At 34.8% G+C, this 19,163-nt stretch carries 21 protein-coding genes; 3 read left to right on the top strand and 18 right to left on the bottom strand.

The window, feature by feature from the left end; all coding sequences use genetic code 11:
* The first annotated feature begins 120 nt into the window (after positions 1 to 120).
* Entirely contained in the window at positions 121 to 540 is a 420-nt protein-coding gene (locus AAEO57_RS10850; protein ID WP_012026941.1) for a nucleoside-diphosphate kinase, read from the top strand.
* A 133-nt stretch (positions 541 to 673) separates the two neighbouring features.
* On the opposite strand, the gene AAEO57_RS10845 is transcribed toward AAEO57_RS10850, so the two are convergent.
* Both AAEO57_RS10845 and AAEO57_RS10840 read right to left on the bottom strand, forming a co-directional pair.
* Entirely contained in the window at positions 674 to 970 is a 297-nt protein-coding gene (locus AAEO57_RS10845; RefSeq protein WP_341692448.1) for a DciA family protein, read from the bottom strand.
* The gene (locus tag AAEO57_RS10840; protein ID WP_341692445.1) at positions 951 to 1,391 is read right to left on the bottom strand and encodes a hypothetical protein; all 441 of its coding nucleotides are present in this window, start codon (positions 1,389 to 1,391) and stop codon (positions 951 to 953) included. The genes AAEO57_RS10845 and AAEO57_RS10840 overlap by 20 nt, the downstream gene beginning before the upstream one ends.
* Before the next feature lie 227 nt (positions 1,392 to 1,618).
* On the opposite strand from AAEO57_RS10840, the gene AAEO57_RS10835 reads away from it, so the two are divergent.
* Positions 1,619 to 2,683 (top strand): serine hydrolase domain-containing protein, encoded by a 1,065-nt coding sequence (locus AAEO57_RS10835; protein ID WP_341692443.1) that lies wholly within the window; start codon positions 1,619 to 1,621, stop codon positions 2,681 to 2,683.
* Positions 2,684 to 2,700: 17 nt separating this feature from the next.
* Here AAEO57_RS10835 and AAEO57_RS10830 read toward each other — a convergent pair whose 3' ends face one another.
* The 12 genes from AAEO57_RS10830 to AAEO57_RS10775 all read right to left on the bottom strand — a co-directional run bounded on the left by AAEO57_RS10830 (position 2,701) and on the right by AAEO57_RS10775 (position 12,687).
* Complete coding sequence (locus tag AAEO57_RS10830) at positions 2,701 to 3,312, bottom strand: Zn-dependent protease (RefSeq protein WP_341692441.1); 612 nt, start codon at positions 3,310 to 3,312, stop codon at positions 2,701 to 2,703.
* A 224-nt stretch (positions 3,313 to 3,536) separates the two neighbouring features.
* Positions 3,537 to 4,490, bottom strand: a complete 954-nt coding sequence (ftsY, locus tag AAEO57_RS10825; RefSeq protein WP_341692439.1) for a signal recognition particle-docking protein FtsY — start codon at positions 4,488 to 4,490, stop codon at positions 3,537 to 3,539.
* Positions 4,491 to 4,805: 315 nt separating this feature from the next.
* A complete protein-coding gene (locus AAEO57_RS10820; protein ID WP_070261881.1) occupies positions 4,806 to 4,958 on the bottom strand; it encodes a DUF4295 domain-containing protein in 153 nt (50 codons plus the stop codon).
* A 63-nt stretch (positions 4,959 to 5,021) separates the two neighbouring features.
* A complete protein-coding gene (rpmG, locus tag AAEO57_RS10815; protein WP_017495179.1) occupies positions 5,022 to 5,204 on the bottom strand; it encodes a 50S ribosomal protein L33 in 183 nt (60 codons plus the stop codon).
* 27 nt (positions 5,205 to 5,231) lie between these two features.
* The gene (rpmB, locus tag AAEO57_RS10810) at positions 5,232 to 5,468 is read right to left on the bottom strand and encodes a 50S ribosomal protein L28 (RefSeq protein ID WP_008468080.1); all 237 of its coding nucleotides are present in this window, start codon (positions 5,466 to 5,468) and stop codon (positions 5,232 to 5,234) included.
* A gap of 74 nt (positions 5,469 to 5,542) precedes the next feature.
* Positions 5,543 to 6,793: a competence/damage-inducible protein A gene (locus AAEO57_RS10805; RefSeq protein WP_341692433.1), complete on the bottom strand. Its 1,251-nt coding sequence runs from the start codon at positions 6,791 to 6,793 to the stop codon at positions 5,543 to 5,545.
* A 143-nt stretch (positions 6,794 to 6,936) separates the two neighbouring features.
* The gene (locus AAEO57_RS10800; protein ID WP_341692431.1) at positions 6,937 to 7,278 is read right to left on the bottom strand and encodes an Hpt domain-containing protein; all 342 of its coding nucleotides are present in this window, start codon (positions 7,276 to 7,278) and stop codon (positions 6,937 to 6,939) included.
* The gene (locus tag AAEO57_RS10795) at positions 7,278 to 7,889 is read right to left on the bottom strand and encodes a fumarylacetoacetate hydrolase family protein (protein ID WP_341692429.1); all 612 of its coding nucleotides are present in this window, start codon (positions 7,887 to 7,889) and stop codon (positions 7,278 to 7,280) included. Before AAEO57_RS10795 ends, AAEO57_RS10800 begins: the two co-directional genes overlap by 1 nt.
* 79 nt (positions 7,890 to 7,968) lie before the next feature.
* The gene (locus AAEO57_RS10790; RefSeq protein WP_341692599.1) at positions 7,969 to 8,739 is read right to left on the bottom strand and encodes an exonuclease domain-containing protein; all 771 of its coding nucleotides are present in this window, start codon (positions 8,737 to 8,739) and stop codon (positions 7,969 to 7,971) included.
* A gap of 163 nt (positions 8,740 to 8,902) precedes the next feature.
* Positions 8,903 to 10,225, bottom strand: a complete 1,323-nt coding sequence (locus tag AAEO57_RS10785; protein WP_341692427.1) for a dihydrolipoamide acetyltransferase family protein — start codon at positions 10,223 to 10,225, stop codon at positions 8,903 to 8,905.
* An 83-nt stretch (positions 10,226 to 10,308) separates the two neighbouring features.
* Entirely contained in the window at positions 10,309 to 11,472 is a 1,164-nt protein-coding gene (locus AAEO57_RS10780) for a glycosyltransferase family 2 protein (protein WP_341692425.1), read from the bottom strand.
* A 30-nt stretch (positions 11,473 to 11,502) separates the two neighbouring features.
* Positions 11,503 to 12,687 carry a BamA/TamA family outer membrane protein gene (locus AAEO57_RS10775; RefSeq protein WP_341692423.1) on the bottom strand — a complete coding sequence of 395 codons (1,185 nt, stop codon included), beginning with the start codon at positions 12,685 to 12,687 and terminating at the stop codon, positions 11,503 to 11,505.
* Between the two features lie 123 nt (positions 12,688 to 12,810).
* On the opposite strand from AAEO57_RS10775, the gene AAEO57_RS10770 reads away from it, so the two are divergent.
* Positions 12,811 to 13,548, top strand: a complete 738-nt coding sequence (locus AAEO57_RS10770) for a tyrosine-protein phosphatase (protein ID WP_341692421.1) — start codon at positions 12,811 to 12,813, stop codon at positions 13,546 to 13,548.
* Positions 13,549 to 13,623: 75 nt separating this feature from the next.
* Here the strand turns inward: AAEO57_RS10770 and AAEO57_RS10765 are convergent, their stop codons facing one another.
* The 4 genes from AAEO57_RS10765 to AAEO57_RS10750 all read right to left on the bottom strand — a co-directional run bounded on the left by AAEO57_RS10765 (position 13,624) and on the right by AAEO57_RS10750 (position 19,161).
* Positions 13,624 to 16,014, bottom strand: coding sequence for a GumC family protein (locus AAEO57_RS10765; protein ID WP_341692419.1), 2,391 nt, complete (start codon positions 16,012 to 16,014; stop codon positions 13,624 to 13,626).
* A gap of 19 nt (positions 16,015 to 16,033) precedes the next feature.
* Positions 16,034 to 16,825 (bottom strand): polysaccharide biosynthesis/export family protein, encoded by a 792-nt coding sequence (locus AAEO57_RS10760; protein WP_341692417.1) that lies wholly within the window; start codon positions 16,823 to 16,825, stop codon positions 16,034 to 16,036.
* 129 nt (positions 16,826 to 16,954) lie between these two features.
* Positions 16,955 to 18,373 (bottom strand): undecaprenyl-phosphate glucose phosphotransferase, encoded by a 1,419-nt coding sequence (locus AAEO57_RS10755; protein ID WP_341692415.1) that lies wholly within the window; start codon positions 18,371 to 18,373, stop codon positions 16,955 to 16,957.
* Between the two features lie 41 nt (positions 18,374 to 18,414).
* Positions 18,415 to 19,161: a glycosyltransferase family 2 protein gene (locus AAEO57_RS10750; RefSeq protein ID WP_341692413.1), complete on the bottom strand. Its 747-nt coding sequence runs from the start codon at positions 19,159 to 19,161 to the stop codon at positions 18,415 to 18,417.
* Between the last annotated feature and the right edge of the window lie 2 nt (positions 19,162 to 19,163).

The following is a 19,163-nucleotide window of genomic DNA, read 5'->3' as shown; positions in this document are numbered from 1 at the left end:
TGCTTTAAAAAAAAGTTTTTCTTGGTTAAAACATCATTCTGCAGTGCTTTAATTATGAATTTATTAAAATCAATTCGCAAAAAAGTTCTATTTTTGCACCAAATTTAAAAAACACAAAAAATGGCTACAAATAGAACTTTTACAATGATTAAACCGGATGCTGTTGCAAACGGACATATCGGGAATATCCTTGCAATGATTACTAACGGAGGTTTCAAAATCGTTTCATTAAAATTAACGCAATTAACTGTAGCTGATGCAAAAGCATTTTACGCAGTTCACGCAGAAAGACCTTTCTACGGAGAATTGGTAGAATTCATGTCACGTGGACCAATCGTTGCAGCTATTTTAGAAAAAGACAACGCTGTAGAAGATTTCAGAACTTTAATCGGAGCTACAAACCCTGCTGAAGCTGCTGAAGGAACTATCCGTAAAGCATACGCAACTTCTATCGGAGAAAATGCCGTTCACGGATCTGACAGCGATGAAAATGCTGCTATCGAAAGTGCGTTTCATTTTGCTGGCAGAGAGCAATTCTAATAATTAGTTTTCCAGTCGCAGTCACAGTATTCAGTGATTGTAATTCATAAAAAAATCCTGTTTGCACAAACAGGATTTTTTATTTTCTAGAGAGTCCAACACTGAAAACTGTGACTGAAAACTGTGACAAAACTCAACGCAAAACCACATCCTTCACAACCTCACGGCCTAATTCTTCATTAATCATTTTAACGATTTTAGATTTTCCATGGCTTAATTCTTCACGCAAAACAGCCGATCCAAGTTCTACGTAAAGCGTACTCCCTTTCAAAACAACATTTTTGGTGTACGTTTTCACCCCATTACCCATCAAATTGGCCCATGCCTCTTTTACATCAATCTGATCCATACCGGGTTGCAGTTTATTCACCTGAATAATCTGCTGCAAAACAGCTCCAATCGTACTTTCGTTATTTAGTCTTTTTGCCATCGTTTAATAAATTTACTGGTCCTGATTTTTTATAATGGTATTCTTTATTCTGGTCGTTTTTTACTACAAAAGTTTCATCCGAAATCGAAATCAACTCTTCACTCCATTTCGCATACTCCGTTTTATAGTCCAAAAAAGTTCCTTTATCTGTAAACCGAACCGAAACATTTTCAAAAGTATTCGTTGTCAAAAAAGTTCCGCCAAGCTGCGCCATCACTTTGGTTCGGGTACCTTTATCACCTTTAATCAAAAAATAATCAAAATTCTCATTCATTCCGTAAGCCTTCTCCTCACCCTTATCAAAAACCACTTTTTCAATTTCCCAATAGCCATTCAGTTTTGCAATATCTGCCGGTTTAATATCCTGTTTGCAGCCCACAAACAAAAGCGACAAAACCAAAATCATAAAAGTTTTTTTCATACTATACATTTTAATAAGAAGCTGTTTCCTGCTGTCCGCTGTATCTTTTATGGCAAACCCTGCCATAAAAGGATGCCGCTTCCATCAGGGCTAGGGCTCCCGTTTTCAAAAGATTTTTAGAGAACTACAAAGTTAACTTTATAAAGTTGAAAAGAGATAAAAATCTGCTAAACACATTAAACTATTTTACATATTTTTGGTCAAACCCCAAACCAAAAACATAAACCATGACTAAAACAATTTGTAAAATCCTGATTTTATTATTCTTCGTCAATTGTAGTAAAGAAGACAGCACTACTGACACATCCACCACTCAAAGCATGTATTTTCCACCTCTGACAGGAAATACCTGGGAAACCCAATCTATTTCGGACCTAAAATGGAATCAGAACGCGGTTCAGCCACTATTAGATTATTTAGAACTCAAAAACTCCAAATCATTTATTCTATTAGTCAATGGAAGAATCGTTTTAGAAAATTACTTCGGTGATCATTCTGCAACTAAACCCTGGTATTGGGCAAGTGCCGGAAAAACACTAACGGCTACTGTTACAGGAATTGCCCAGCAGGAAGGCTTGTTAAACATCAATAACAAAGTTTCACAATATCTGGGCAACGGCTGGACAAGCGAAACACTTGCTAAAGAAAATCTAATTACCTGCAAACATCTGTTAACGATGACCTCAGGCCTTGATGACAGCACAGATGATGTTGAACCTGCCGATTTAGTCTACAAAGCCGATGCAGGAACACGCTGGGCATATCATAATGTTTACGTAAAACTTCAGGACGTTGTTGCAGCCGCAAGCGGGCAAAACTGGTCAACCTATTTCAATACTAAATTAAGGGATAAAATTGGTATGAATGGCAGTTGGGTTCAAATAGATGTAAACAGCGTTTACACGAGCAACACAAGAAGTATGGCACGTTTTGGGTTATTGATGCTGAACAAAGGAAAATGGGACAATACTACTATTCTAAATGAAGCTTATTTCAATGAAGCTACGACTACATCTCAAAACATTAATTTAGGATATGGCTACTTGTGGTGGTTGAACGGAAAAGCGAATTATCACTTACCTCAGTCACAGCTTACTTTTCAAGGAAGTATAATTCCAACGGCACCAAACGATATGTTTATGGCTTTAGGAAAAAACGACCAAAAAATCTACGTTATTCCAAGCAAGAAAATGGTCGTTATCAGAATGGGAGATGCTGCAGATGATGTCAATCTGGCTCTTTCTGATTTTGATAAAGTTTTATGGGAGAAAATTAATGCTTTGTATCAATAAAATACCGAATCAGCATTTTAGATTAATTGCCATCCTTTACTTTTTAAAAAGCTTTTGCATTCTCTGCAAAAGCTTTTTTCCTGATCAAAAGGATTTCCGCCTTTAGCATCCCGCATTAAACAAGTTTTAATTTTACAATGAGGCAAACCTGCAGTATGCCCCAATTCATGCAGAACTAATTTATAAAATTGTTCGTTTTTATTTTTTACTGACAATCTGAAATCAGAAACGACACAGGCCTTTCCGGGTTTATAACCCAGGCCCATAACGCCCCAGTCCTTAATTCCGTTTTTAGTTGTACTGATATCAGCATGTGACAATCCCACAATTACTGAATCTACACCGATATTATTTTTAAGATTTCTAATAATACTGTCGGCGCGATACCTGTTTCTGGGTTTGTAAAATGAATTTTCAGGAAAAGGAATATTTTGTCTTAAAACCACATCCGAATTGACAGACTTGATTTGCCAGAAAATTTTTTCTGCCTGATTGAGTTTAAAATTACCCAAAGGCTGAATAACAATTACCTTTTGAGGTTCTCCTTGAAATTCTTTCTCATCCCTATCATTTTTCTTGTTCGTACAGGATAACAGAGCAAACAGTAAAATGAAGCAGTAATATTTCATAAAATCAAATAGAGAAATAATTACAAACTATCGTTTTGTACGGATTCTTTTCAGCATTCCAGCGAAAAAGAAAACAAGTCCCAAAACCAATAGAATATAATAAAAAGACAAACTTTTATCTTTTGAAACATTTGCCAAAACAAAACACAGAACACTTGCAAAATAAAATGCAACTGGAGATAGATTTTTAAAAGAAGAAAAACTCATTTTATTACTTAAGAAAATTATTTAAAGAAACTGTCTACAAATTCATATTTATTAAAGACTTGTAAATCTTCAATTCCTTCGCCAACACCAATGTATTTTACCGGAATCTGAAACTGATCCGAAATACCAATTACAACACCTCCTTTTGCAGTTCCGTCTAATTTTGTAACAGCCAAAGAAGTTACTTCAGTTGCAGCTGTAAATTGTTTAGCCTGTTCAAAAGCATTTTGACCTGTAGAACCATCCAAAACCAAAAGCACATCATGAGGTGCGTCCGCAACTACTTTCTGCATCACACGTTTTACTTTTGAAAGTTCGTTCATTAAGTTTATTTTGTTGTGCAAACGGCCTGCGGTATCAATAATAACCACATCGGCATTTTGAGCAACTGCAGACTGCAAAGTATCAAAAGCTACAGAAGCAGGATCACTTCCCATATTTTGTCTTACAATTGGCACATCCACACGGTCTGCCCAAATTTGCAATTGATCGATAGCAGCGGCACGAAATGTATCGGCAGCCCCTAACACTACTTTATAACCCGCTTTTTTAAACTGATAAGCTAACTTACCAATTGTAGTTGTTTTACCTACCCCATTTACTCCCACAACCATCAAAACATAAGGCTTTTTGTCTTTCGGAATTTCAAATTCTGTTGCTTCGCCTGTGTTGGTTTCAGACAACAAAGCACCGATTTCATCACGAAGAATCTGATTCAATTCGTCTGTTCCTAAATATTTATCTTCCGCAACACGTTTCTCGATTCTTTCGATGATTTTCAAAGTAGTGTTTACTCCAACATCAGAAGCTACCAGAATTTCTTCCAGATTATCCAAAACATCGTCATCGACTTTAGATTTTCCGGCTATAGCTTTACTTAACTTTGAAAAAAAAGTAGTTTTTGATTTTTCAAGACCTTTATCTAAGGTTTCTTTTTTATCAGTAGAAAATAATTTTTTAAAAAAACTCATTTTGTGTAGGTTATTTAGATTGTTTTAGACTTCTAGATTTTGATTATCTGAAATCCAAATCTTCAAAGAAGACCAATTGTTTTTAATTAGCCCCGATTACTTCACCTAATTTTCATTTCAATCAGAGTTCAGTGAACAACGTTTAAAGCGAAAATCCTTTTATTCCGGAGTTCAGAATAAAAGATTATAGCAAAAAGCGGGAATCCATTATTAAAAAAAGCCAATTTGTAATGCTTCTTTAAATTTTAAACAAATATAAAAATAAAAAAGCTACTTTCGGAGTGAAAGTAGCTTTTCTATATAATGTAATTGTAATTATTTCTTTTTCAAGAATTCATCAACTTCTTCAGGAGCCATAATAGATTCTACGAATGTATATGCACCAGTTTTAGGAGATTTTACCATTTTGATGGCTTTTGACAATCTCTTAGAAGCTGTTTGTAACGATGCTACGGTTTTCTTTGCCATGATTCAAATGTTATTTGAAATTAAACAAAATCTCTAATTGAGACTTCATAAAATCTCTAATTATTATTTAATTTCTTTATGAACAGTTACACGTTTCAAGATTGGATTAAATTTTTTAATCTCTAATCTATCCGGAGTATTTTTTTTGTTCTTAGTTGTAATATATCTAGAAGTTCCTGCAACACCAGACGTTTTGTGCTCAGTACATTCTAAAATTACCTGGATTCTATTACCTTTCTTTGCCATCTTGCTATATATTTATTTAGGAAAAGATTATTTGATAAATCCTTCTGACTGTGCTTTTTTCAAAACAGCAGTGATTCCATTTTTATTAATTGTTTTTATCGTAGATGCTGCTACTCTAAGAGTAATCCATCTATCTTCTTCTGGAAGATAAAAACGCTTTTTAACTAAGTTTACAGAAAACTTTCTCTTAGTTTTGTTCATAGCGTGAGAAACGTTATTTCCTACCATCGCTCTTTTACCTGTAAGGTCACAAACTCTTGACATTATACTTATCTTTTATCGTTATTCAAAATCAGGGTGCAAAGAAAAGAAAAATAAACCATTGTAGCAAAAAAATATTACACAATTTTTAAAATTTCTTTCTGCAATATTTCCAGACTCTTAACAGTAGCCCTATCTATCACTTTTTCACGAGGTTGTCCGAAGTTAAATTCTTCTGTAATTACTCCGTTTGGTGTTGCTAAAGCAATAAAAACAGTCCCGATTTCAGCATCAGAATCGCCTTTTGACGGCCCTGCATTGCCTGTGGTTGCTATGGCGTAGTCTGTTTTCAGTAAGCTTCTCACATTCAAAGCCATAGCTGATGCGACCTCAGCACTAACTACCGAAAACTGATCTATTAAATTTTGCGGAACACCCAGAACATTTGCTTTTACTTCAGTTGCATACGAAACAACACCGCCTTTAAAATAACCTGACGAACCGGGAACCGCAGAGAGAAGCGCAGCAATTCTTCCACCTGTACAACTTTCTGCTGTTGCAATGGCTTTATTTTGTTTTGAAAGCAGTTTACCAATTACCGTTTCGATTGTTTCATTTTCCTCGTAACCTACTATTATATCATGAATTATAGCATCCAGCGTCTGAACATTATCTTCAATTGCTTTTTCCAGTTCCTCTTTATCAGTTCCTCTTGCAGTTAAACGAAGACGAACCCGACCCGGATTTGGCAGATAGGCTAATTTTATAAAATCGGGAAGATTATTTTCCCATTGCTCGATACGCTCCGCCACTAAACTCTCCCCTTGCCCGTAAGTCAGAATGGTTTTATGAATAATATAGGGACGTTTGTATTCCCGAACTATTTTAGGAATTATTTCTTCCTCTACCAAATATTTCATTTCATAAGGCACTCCCGGAAGCGACACAAAAACCGTATTTTCTTTTTTCATCCACATACCTGGCGCTGTACCAACCTTATTATGAAGTATCGTACAAGTTGAAGGCACCAGAGCCTGATCTTTATTCATCTGAGTGATTGGCCGTTTAAAATACCCTTCTATCAACTGCGTCACATGCGCCAAAACTTCAGGATTAACAACTAATTCATCATTAAAATACTCGCAGAATGTTTTTTTGGTAACATCGTCTTTTGTCGGCCCTAATCCGCCGGTTACCATTACAATATCAACTTTATCCTGTAATGTCGAAAAAGTATCCAGAATTTGTTTTTTATCGTCACTGATAGAAATCATCTCCCTGATTTCAACTCCAATCCTGTCTAATGACTTGGCGATAAAAGCTGAGTTTGTGTCTACAATCTGACCAATTAGAATTTCGTCCCCGATGGTAATAATAGCTGCTTTCATTCTGATGGAATATTTTACCTGCATTATAAGTAATGACAAGTATTGAAGAAAATGTTTATAGGATTTTATAATAATATGAAGAAACGACTCAACAATTCAAAAAAAATACATTTCAGAATAAAAGAATTCAAAAAAACACAACATTAAAGATCAAAGTCTTTTTTTATTTCCTTAATCGCTTCTTTAACCTGCGTTCGAATGCTCTTAAAAGTTTCCACAATCTCTTTCTTTTTACCTTCAGACTTTGTCCAGGCTTCTACCTGCAAAATTTCTTCAAAAGCAACATTAAGACCCATTAAATCAAGGGTAGGTTTTATCTTGTGCGCATAAGCGTAGGCATGCTTATGATCCTTTTTTTTAATACCTTCTTTAATCTGCTTTAAATCTTCCGGTACTTCTGTAACAAACAATCTTAGAATTTCATCCACAAACTCCGAATCATCTGAAAGCGCGTATACTTTTGATAAATTGTATTTTAATGCCATTATTTTATTTGAATTCTAAATAATTTTTTACCCTCTAAAAAGCCTTCCAAAACATCATTTGGATGAACAGCCGCAACCCCAGCAGGTGTTCCTGTAAAAATAATGTCACCAATTTTTAACGTGAAATATTGCGACACATAAGCAATAAGTTCATCTATTTTCCAAAGCATTAATGACGTATTCCCTTTTTGAACCACTTCTCCTTTGTTGGTTAGTTCAAAATTAAGATTTTCAACAGAACTAAAAATGGTCTTAGGCAAAAAATCCCCCACCACTGCAGAACCGTCAAAAGCCTTTGCTTTTTCCCAGGGCAAACCTTTTTCTTTTAGTTTTGACTGTAAATCACGAGCTGTAAAATCAATCCCTACACTTATTTCATCGTAATATTTATGAGCAAATTTAGGCTCGATATATTTACCAACTTTATTAATTTTTACAATCACCTCAATTTCATGATGAATATCCTCTGAAAATTCAGGAATCACAAACGGATGCTGTTTTAATAAAACCGCCGAATCCGGTTTCATGAAAATAACAGGCTCTGTTGGCCTTTCATTTTTCAATTCTTCGATATGATTGGTATAATTTCTACCGATACAGATGATTTTCATTTCTTTTTAAGTTGGTAAGACACTGAGACGCTACGCCATTAAGAAACTTAAGAATCTCAATAGCCGACATCTTAGAAACTTATTTAGTGTTTAATTTTCTCAATTTAATTCCAGTCAGAACCTTTTTGGTATACAAAGGAAAATCTGCATTCTGAATCCAGTTGAAATAACCCGGTTCTGTTTCCAGTATTTTTTCCACTTTTGCCCCTTTATGTTTTCCGAAGGTAAAAATCTCTTCATTATCTTCATCAAAAGCAATCATTCCTGCAAAATCTGCTATTTTTTTACGGGTCGTAAATTCAGATAAAACTTTCATATCATTTTCCAATTCAGGATAACGATCTAACTGAGCTTTTAATATTTCATAGGTTGCCATAGTATCCGCCTCTGCCGAATGAGCATTTTCAAGGCTTTTTCCACAATAAAACTTTAATGCAGCACTCAACGTACGCTCCTCCATTTTATGAAAAATAGTCTGCACATCTACAGAAACCTTGTTTTTCATATCAAAATCTACTCCGGCACGAAGCAATTCTTCAGCCAGTAACGGGATATCAAACCGATCTGAATTAAATCCGCCCAGATCACTGTCTTTTATCATATTATGAATATGCGAAGCCAGTTCTGCAAAAGTGGGTTCGTTGGCTACTTTTTCATCCGTTATACCATGGACTGCCGTTGTTTGCGGAGGAATTGGAATTGTTGGATTAACCAGCCATGTTTTACTTTCTTTATTTCCATTGGGAAAAACTTTAAATATCGAAATCTCTACGATTCGATCCTTTCCGATATCAATTCCAGTTGTTTCAAGGTCAAAAAAGCAAATTGGTTTGTTCAGTTTTAATTCCATCTTCATTTTTTAAGTTTACAAATGTAATTTTTAAAGACGAAATATCACAAAATTATTAGCGCAAACGAATGTTAAAATTATTTTTTACGAATCATCATTTATGAAAACAAAAAACCGGCAGAATTTAAAATTCTGCCGGTTTTAATATCATAATTGTATCATTTTAGAAATCTCTGTCTGCATCAAAAGCTTCCAGATACTCCGCTACCCTCTTTACAAAACTACCTCCCAGAGCTCCGTCTACAACCCTGTGATCATAAGAATGCGATAAGAACATTTTCTGACGGATTCCTATAAAATCACCCTCAGGAGTTTCAATAACCGCAGGCACTTTACGAATTGCACCTAATGCCAGGATACCAACCTGTGGCTGATTGATAATTGGAGTACCAAAAACACTACCGAAAGTTCCTACGTTGGTTACTGTATAAGTTCCACCTTGCGTATCGTCTGGTTTTAATTTTCCTGCTTTTGCGCGATTCCCCAAATCATTAACCGCTTTTGCCATACCCACAAGATTTAACTGATCTGCATTTTTAATTACCGGAACAATTAAATTTCCGTTTGGCAAAGCAGCCGCCATTCCCAGGTTTATATTTTTTCTTTTGATAATATAATCTCCTTCAACCGAAATATTGATTCCCGGAAAATCCTTTATTGCTTTTGCAACCGCTTCCATAAAAATTGGAGTAAAAGTCAGTTTTTCCCCTTCTCTTTTTTCAAAAGCCGCTTTTACTTTATCCCTCCATTTTACGATGTTTGTTACGTCCACCTCTATAAACGACTGCACATGTGCTGATGTCTGCACAGAAGCCACCATGTATCCCGAGATCAGTTTTCGCATTCTGTCCATCTCAACAATTTCGTCTTCCCCGTTTACAGAAACCGGAACTGCCTGAGTACTTTTTTGAACTACTGGTTCTGCCTGTTTTGGAGAAGCCTCTGCTTTTGCTTCATTTCCAACAGCTTTACGATTTTCAATATACTTTAGGATATCATCTTTTGTAACACGTCCATCTTTTCCGGATCCTGAAATACTTTCCAACTCAGTAACAGAAACCCCTTCTTCTTTGGCTATATTTTTTACTAAAGGCGAAAAGAATTTATCTGAACCTGAAAAATCCTGAAGAAATGAAACAGTATCTTTTACCGCTTCAATTTCTTTTTCAATTTCAACAGCTTCAACAGGAACTACAACTTCATCTACAGATTTAACTTCAGATGAATTACTTTCAGATGAATCGCCTTCTGTTTCAATAATTGCTATAGTTTGTCCGACCTGAACCAAATCCTCTTTGCCAAATAATTGCTCAATCAAAATCCCTGATACCTCGCTAGGTACTTCACTATCAACTTTATCTGTTGCAATTTCAAGTACAGCTTCATCAGCTTCAATTTTGTCTCCAACTTCTTTCAACCAGTTTGTTATGGTTGCTTCAGCTACACTTTCTCCCATTTTCGGAAGTTTCAATTCAAATCTTGCCATATTATTAACCTAAAAGGTGATTTTGATTTTCAGATTGCGAAATTACTGAATATTTTAAATATAAATTACATAAAATATAATTTTTACTCAATTTTTATCATTTCACCCCGTTCATTTTTAGAATTACTTCCAATAATAAAATTGGCCTTTTTGGGTAAAATTTTAAAAGTAACACTCTTATGTTTAACAGTTTCTAAGATTTCAATACATTTTTTAAAAGAAATATACTGATTATCTAAAATAACTTCAACTCTTTTCCCCTCTGAAACGAGGCACGAATTTACCATTTTTTCCTTTTTGAAATCGAGAAAACTGATTTTATTTTTTAAAACCAAGGACAACTGATTGCACTTATTTTCATTAGAAGAATAGAAAATATAGTGTTCCGGCAGCAAAATTGGACGGGGTTTTCCCTGAAACATTTTCACAAACGAAAAAAAGAAAATTCCGATTTTGATAAAAACTGAAAAAAACAGGGATTTTCTGAAATGTTTCTGATAAAAAAACTCCATTGCTTCCTGAAATCTTTTCATGTATTTTTCATCTTTTACGGTACTTTCGCCTTTGTAATGCACAACGGCCGTCTCATGGTAATAATAATTCTTCCTTTGTTTCATCAGTACAGAATAAGACAAATCTATATCGTCGGCATACATAAAACAATCTTCATCAAAACCGCCTGTTTCTATATATAATTCGCGTTCCATTAGCATAAAGGCGCCTACTAAAATAGCCACTTCCCCTGTCTGGTTTTCGCAAAGATGCTGTGCATAATACTGATTAAAGAGCTTTTGCTTTGGGAAAATTTTATACAACCCGAAAATCTTTGTGAAAGCTACCCAGGGCGTCGGGATTCCGCGTTTACTTTCGGGCAGAAAATTACCCGTTCCGTCAATAAGTTTGCATCCCACAATGCCCAGATTTTTTTGTTTTTCAGCGAAAGCCAGCACTTTGACAAAGGTATCTTCTGCAACCACTGTATCCGGATTAAGAATACAAATGTATTTTCCTTTAGCCTGAGCTACTCCAATATTATTTCCTTTGGGGAATCCTGAATTTTCTTTGTTTTCAATTAAGCATACCTCCGGAAACCGGTTTTTCATCATGACGCAGCTATCGTCATCAGAATGATTGTCTACAACGATAATTTCACCGTCAATTCCTGAAAGTGCTTCCTGAACACTTAATACACACTGTTCCAGAAAATAACGTACATTATAATTAAGAATAATAACCGATAATTGCATGAAAAAATTTAGTTGAAATATTGGGGAAAGTTAAAAATTTTCAACCAGACCCAAACGTAAAGACCAGTCGTTTTTACTAATACCATAATCCAATGCCAGATTACTGTTGTTTTTTTTGTTCCATTTAACCCGAATACCAGTTCCTATAGCCGGGTTCCATTGATTAAACTGGTAAGTCTGAAACTTAGAAACCGATGAAATATTTGAAAAAAATACGGCGCCTAAAAAACCATTTTTAGAAATATCTGTTCTGTATTCTGTTTCAAAATAAATAAGGGCATTACTCCTGAATCTGTTTCTTGTAAAGCCTCTTCCAGTTCTTCCGTCACGATCCCAGCCGATACTTGGCAAATCCAGATAATGAGGTTTCCCTGAAAAAACTGACCAGTAAAAAGCCCTGTAGGCTAAAACTTTATGTCTGGTTTTACTAAATGAATGATATTTTCTGGCGTCAAAATAAACAGATTTCCACCTCTTATTTTCTACTCCAGTAGTATTTACCCTAAAATCAGCTTCTATATAAGCCCCCTGTTCCGGATTTATTATATTTTTTCTGGAATCATACAAAGCCTGAACTGCCAAACCAAAAGAACTGGCATCTGAAAAATCGCCATTCATATATTTTGAATAGTCGGTTTCTGTGTCAATATATGACTCCTCACTAATATTTTGGTAATCATCCAACAAAAAACCTAATCCCATTTGAAAATTTCCCTTTATTTTTCTTGTAATAAACTGATAGAAACGCCATTGTTCATAATTTAACGTTGACATTTCTTCTTCTCCGGAATTATTCCCAAGTCCGTATGTAGGCTGCGGATAAATCAAAAAACGATAATCGCCTATAAAACTCCATTCATTATTTTTAGTGTAGATGTAGGACTGAACCGGAAAAACGTACTGATTGGTAAAACTAAAGTAAGGCGCAAAAGAAACCTGTGACATTTTTGTCGTTTCTGAGTCACCCAAATAAAAAGTTGTTAAAAAAGAAACCACAAGTCCTGAACTGGAACTAACATCTACAGGAGCAGGCAATAAGGAGAAGGCAATTTTTTTATCCCTGTTTTTTTTGAGAGTGTCATTCTTATTGAAAATTTTATAAACTACATCAAGAATATCTTTTTGTTTATACGAAAGCGTATCTTTCTGGGCATGACAGACCGGAAATAAAAAGAATAAAATCCAGATTTTGTAAAATTTATAAATTGGCGTCATACTTTTCTAAAACTTCTTTTACAAATTTAAAACATTATTAATCACAGCACATTCATTCTCCGCTAATAAAATTAAATTAATAACTGACACAAGTCATATTTCATTTTTTGCTATTTTTGCCTTATGTTATCATTCTTCAAACAAAAACCTTATTTAAAGGACCTTTTATCAGACAATTATATCGATATCCACTCGCATTTACTGCCGGGAATTGACGATGGTGCAAAAATAATATCCGACACTGAAAGGTTAATAAAGTCATTAGAAAAGATCGGTGTTTCCCAATTTATTACTACTCCACACATCAGTCATTATATCTGGAATAATTCCCCTGAGGCTATTAAGGCAAACCATAATGAAACCAGCAAAAAACTAATTGAAAGTAATATTACAACCCCTTTTAGGGCGGCTGCAGAATATTTTATGGACGACTGGTTTGAGAAGCATTTTAAAGATGAAAAGCTTCTTACCTTAAAAGACAATTATGTATTGGTTGAAATGTCGTATATGAACGCTCCTGTGCAATTGTATAAAATTTTATTCGATTTGCAGGTAGCAGGATACATTCCGGTTTTAGCACATCCTGAACGTTACTTGTTTTATCACAAAAACATTTCCGAATACGACAAGTTAAAAAAGGCTGGCTGTTTGTTTCAACTAAATTTACTGGCTGCCGTAGGATACTATGGTGAAGAAGTCACTAAAATTGCCGAACAGTTATTAAAGAAAGGAATGTATAATTTTGTGGGTACCGATGTTCATCACGATAATCACATAAAAGCATTTGAACAAAGGATAAAATTAAAAGACTCCGAAGACTTAAAAAAAATCATATCCAACAATCAATTTTTCAAATTTTGAAATAAAATCCCAAACTAAATTTCATAAAAAAAGGTTCAAATTATTTTGAACCTTTTTTTACAATATATATCTTTCTTAACTTATGTCTTTGATTTTTTTATACCATTGCTTTTTCTCTTTTTTCACTCCGTACCCATAACCATAGCCATATCCTTTGGTTGAATCTGTGTCATTCAGAACAAGGCACATATTTGGTAATTTCTTTTCTTTATAAAAAGTATTTGCAATTGATATCATGCGTTTCTCCAGAACGTTGGCGCGCATTACATACACAAAAGTATCTGCTTTTTTAGCCACTAACAATGTATCTGCAACCAGGCTTACCGGAGCTGTATCTACAATAATATAGTCGTATTCTTTCTTTAATGTTTCAAAAAGCCTGTCTACATTCTTGCCCATTAACAATTCGGCAGGATTTGGCGGAATAACCCCTGAAGGCAATATAAAGAAGTTTTCATACTCATGATGCTTCACAATATATTTACTGATATCCGTGTCATTTGAAGACAAATAATTTGTCAACCCAAAATTTGGCACTGTGAAGTAATCTGAAAATTTTGGATTTCTAATATCCATCCCTATCAGCAACACTTTTCTTCCTGACAAGGCAAATGTAGCCGCCAGATTCACCGATACCAATGTTTTACCTTCTGCCGGGAATGTAGACGTTACAAAAATGGTTTTCGCAATACCCTCAGGAACATTGGTCAGCATAAACTCAAGATTGGTCCTCACAATCCGGATCGCCTCGGCAGAACTGGTTCTGCTTTCTGCTTTGATCAACTCATTACTATTATCTGAAGTCGGAATATCTCCAATAAAAGGAATCTGGGTTTTTCCTTCCAGATCCAGCCTGCTTTTGATTTTGGTATCCAGCAAATCATAACCGTATATGATCCCAAAAGGAATTAACAAACCTATTAAAAAGCCGGCAAGATAAATGACTTTTTTCTTTGGACTCACCGGAATTTTATTGGCTTTTGCTGCATCTATAATACGAGCATTAGGTTCAGTAGCTGCTAATGAAATGGCCGTTTCTTCCCGTTTCTGCAATAAATACAAATACAATTCTTCTTTTACTTTTTGCTGTCTGGCAATTACCCTGAACTGACGCTCCTGTACCGGTATTTTTCCTATTTTACTATTCAGAATATTCTCCTGACTTTTTAAATCACGGTTTTGGATTTGCAAATTAGACTGCATTCTTTTCAGACTTGTGGCCACATTTGCTTTTAATGCGGAAATTTGCTGATCTAATTTTACAACAGAAGGATTTTCGGTTGTAGCCGATTTTAAAATCCGGTTGCGGTCTAAAACCAGCTGGTTATACGAGGTAATTAATCCTCCCGCTTCTCCGGTTTCTGTTATAATATTGGTTGGCAACAAATCTGAATTGGTGCTTTTTTTAATAAAATCAAGCAATGACGAAACGACATTCAGTTGTATTTCAGTTTCTACCCCTTTTTTATCGTATTCATTTGACCCTTCAATAAACAGTTTCGCCTCTGATTCGATATCCGTCAGTCTGTTTGATTTTTTAAAACTTTCCACATCCTGCTCTACCCCGTCTAATTCCTGAGTTATTAATTGCAAACGTTCGGATATAAATTTGGATGTGTTTTCTGAAATAAAGTTTTTATCCTCTGCCGCATTTTCGTTATAAATCTGAATCATATTATCCAGAAATTCCTCCGCTCTTTTCTGAACGGGGTCAGTTATGGATACAGTGACTACACTGCTTGTTTTACTAACAGGTTCTACTTTTACTCTTTTCCTAAAATTTGCCGTAACATTTTCAAGGGGACTTATTATAATCCGTATCGACTTGCCTTTACCAATATTATTCTTATTATAAAATGCAGTTTTTCCAATAATCAACGTTCCAATAGAAGTAACTATTTTTTCATTGAACCTAAATTGCTTTTTAGAGGATAAAATAACATTTTCGCTCACTACTTTTTCAACTAATTCATTTTCTAAAGAGAAAGTCTCATTAGATAACAAATCCAATTTTAAAACTATATTGGACTCATCAAACAATTCTGTTTTGTTCAGAAAGTATACATCTATTGGAGAGCGACCATAAATATCCCGGTCTACCACATTACCTTCAACCTGCAAATTAATATTTAAATTAAGCTTTTTGACTGTCGATTCTACCAAGGTTCTTGACTTTAAAACCTCTATTTCATTATCCACATTACTGACAGAACCAACACCCAAGCCTAAATCTGAGAAAGCAGACAACTCCGAAAGCATCCCTCCTTTTTTCTCATCTTTTACCAATATAGAAGTACTGGCTTCATAACTGGGCGTGGTGTAACGCAAATACAAAACTGCCAACACCAAACAAAGAAAAACACTCAAAACAAACCACTTCCAGTGGATTACATATTTATCCAGCTGTTCCCGAAGATTTACATCATTAGTTTCATCTTCTATAACCTCATTATAAAAATCTTGCATCTATTCTTTTTTATATTTTTTATTTGAAGAGCAATACAGAAAGCGATACTAAAATAGAAATCGCCGAGATAATCACTGAAGTATTAGGCCCTACTGCAGCTGCATTTACTTTTGTATTATTAGGCTCTACATATATCACATCATTTTGAGCCAGGTAATAAAAAGGAGAATTGATAAAATCGGCTTTAGTAACATCTACTCTGTTATATGATTTCACACCATTGATTTCGCGGATAATTAAAATATTATCTCTCTTCCCATAAATAGTTAAATCCTTTGCCATAGACAAAGCTTCGATCAGGGTAATTCTTTCGGAAGCGACAGTATAGGTCCCAGGCAGATTGACTTCTCCCTGCAGAGAAACCTTAAAATTCATAATCCGCAGGTTGATAATTGGATTTTTTATGTAAACCGAAATTTTTTCTTTAAGCAGCTTTAAAACTTCTGTCCTTGTCAATCCCCCTACCTGTAATTTTCCTAAAACAGGAAATTCAATATTCCCGTATTTGTCAACTAAATAAGACTGCAGTGTTTGCTGACCCGTTACAGCCATTAAATTATTTGCATTTGGTATTGTAACCGACGTTAAATTGAAGGGCATCGCTATTTCCGGATCTTCAGCAGAAACGATAATCATCAGTAAATCATCCGGCTGAATTTTTACTTCATAAGAGGTTATATTTTGCGAAATATTGGTCCCGTCGATATTTTGATAATATACTATATCTTTTTTTGAGGCACAGGAAAAAAACAAAAACACAGTGAAGTAAAACAGACTGTTTTTTCTACATTTAAAAAAATTGAAATTCATTCGGATTTTGGTTTATACCGCAAATATAAGGAATCGCTTTTAGTTTCTTTCCAAATTTAATCTATTGGGTTAATCGACAAACTGATTTATCTGTTATACCAATTTTTATTTTAAAAAAGGAACTCAGGCCTAATACGCATTTTCTTCCCCTTTCACTACGTTAATGACAGTTTTGATTATAATTTTGATATCCAACAAGATACTCCAGTTTTCAATATACCAGATATCGTATTCTACTCTGTTTTCCATATCTATAAGCTCCCTGGTTTCTCCCCTGTAGCCATTCACCTGAGCCCAGCCGGTAATCCCCGGTTTTGTGTATTGCCGAACCAGATAATTTCCTATCAGATCCGTGTATTGTTTGGTGTGATTGACCATGTGAGGTCTTGGTCCTACTACAGACATGTCTCCTAAAAAAACATTAAAAAACTGCGGTAATTCATCAAGACTGGTTTTACGCATAAAGGCCCCAAACTTTGTAATACGCTGGTCTCCTTTAGCTGCCTGCAATTTGTCTGCCTGTTTGTTTACCCGCATACTTCTAAATTTCCAGCAAAAAAAAGATTCATTATCACGACCTGAACGTTCCTGCCTAAAAAAAACAGGTCCAGGTGATTCTATCTTAATGAGCAGCACAATTATTGGAAACAGCCATGGGAAAATCAATACGATAACCCCAAGAGAAAACACAATGTCAAATGCTTTCTTGGACAAACGATTTACAGTATACTCCAGTGGTTCGGTACGGAACATCAACACAGGGGTATTTTCATAAAATGAAATTTCCACCTTACTTGATTTTGTATACAACTGAAAATCAGGAATAAACTTAATACGCACCATGTGATGCTCGCATATTTTTATTAATTTATTGATCACATTTACATTATCGATATGCAATGCCACGTACATTTCATCTACCTGATGAGTGGTTATGTATTTTTCTACGTCTTCAAACCCCCCTAATATGGGTCCTGAAATAAAGGCAAAAGGATCTACTTTTTCGTCAAAAAAACCTAAGAAACGATACCCGTACGTCAAGTCTTTGGATAAGGTTTTACGTATTCGTTCGCCTGTATCATTGGCGCCGATAATAATGATACTTTTAAAATTATATCCTTTTGTCCTAATGTATTTTAAAAGCTCCATAGATAAAAATCTGGACAGCATCAGCAAGCAGAAGAAAAAAGAATAAAAATACAACAACCTAAGCCTTGAAATTTGTGAATACTTTAAAAAGAGCACAAAAAAAGCTATTAAGGCGATATGGAATATGAATTTTTTTGTGGTACGTTTTAAAATCGATTCTAAAGGCTCAATTCTGACTATCCTGTATGAATCATTGCGCAATAACAAGGCAATCCAGATCAGGTTAGACAAAAAGGAAACTGTTTGTACTTCTTTGATAAAAAGCTTGTCCAGATTACCAAACCGCACCCATGCAGACAGGACAATAGAAAAGTTTAAAAGTATCATGTCCCACACTACAAATAAAAGTTTAAAATAGCGGGAGAAACGGTAACGGGAAAGGATGTCTAATATTTTCATAAAACCGTAAACCTCTTTTTAGAATACATCATTAGCATAACTTATTTTTTTATATATTGCATCAAGGCCATTATCTTTTTTTGAAACACTACCTTTATTCCGGATATATTGTGGTATTTATATATTTGATAATCTTCTTTTAACACCTTAAATGCTCTTTTATAATCGGTACTCAAGCCTCCCATTCGCATTTTTACTACATAGTCATTGAGATAGCTCATTTTTATTTTATGCTTAAAAAGATAGCGCAATAAAAACTCGGTATCTGAAGCAATTTTAAATTTCAGGTCATAATTACCATAGCTGTCAATAATCGTTTTTTTGATGTACACTGTTGGATGCAAAGGCAGCCAGCCTGATTTCAGCTTTTTATAATCATATTCCCCTCCAATTCTGTTTCTTACCAGTTTCTGTTCTTCATCGTTGGTCACATAAATACCGTTTCCATACACTCCATCTGAATCCGGATTATTTTTAAACGTATCTACTATTTTAGCAATTACTTGCTGATCATAAAATACATCGTCCGAGTGCATCAATCCTATAATATCACCAGTAGCCATCGCTAATCCTTTATTGATTGCATCATACATTCCTTTATCCGGTTCTGAAATATACTGGGCAATTTTATCCGAATATTTTCTAATACTATCCTGAGTCCCATCTGATGAATTACCATCCACTACTATGTATTCAATATCCGGATAGTCCTGATCTAACACACTCTTTATTGATTGTTCAATAGTCGCTTTTCGATTGTAACAAACTGTAATAACGGAGACCTTCATAA

It is taken from the genome of Flavobacterium calami (assembly GCF_038290035.1).
Taxonomy (GTDB): Bacteria; Bacteroidota; Bacteroidia; order Flavobacteriales; family Flavobacteriaceae; genus Flavobacterium; species Flavobacterium calami.
This window is presented reverse-complemented; position numbering and strand designations above follow the sequence as displayed.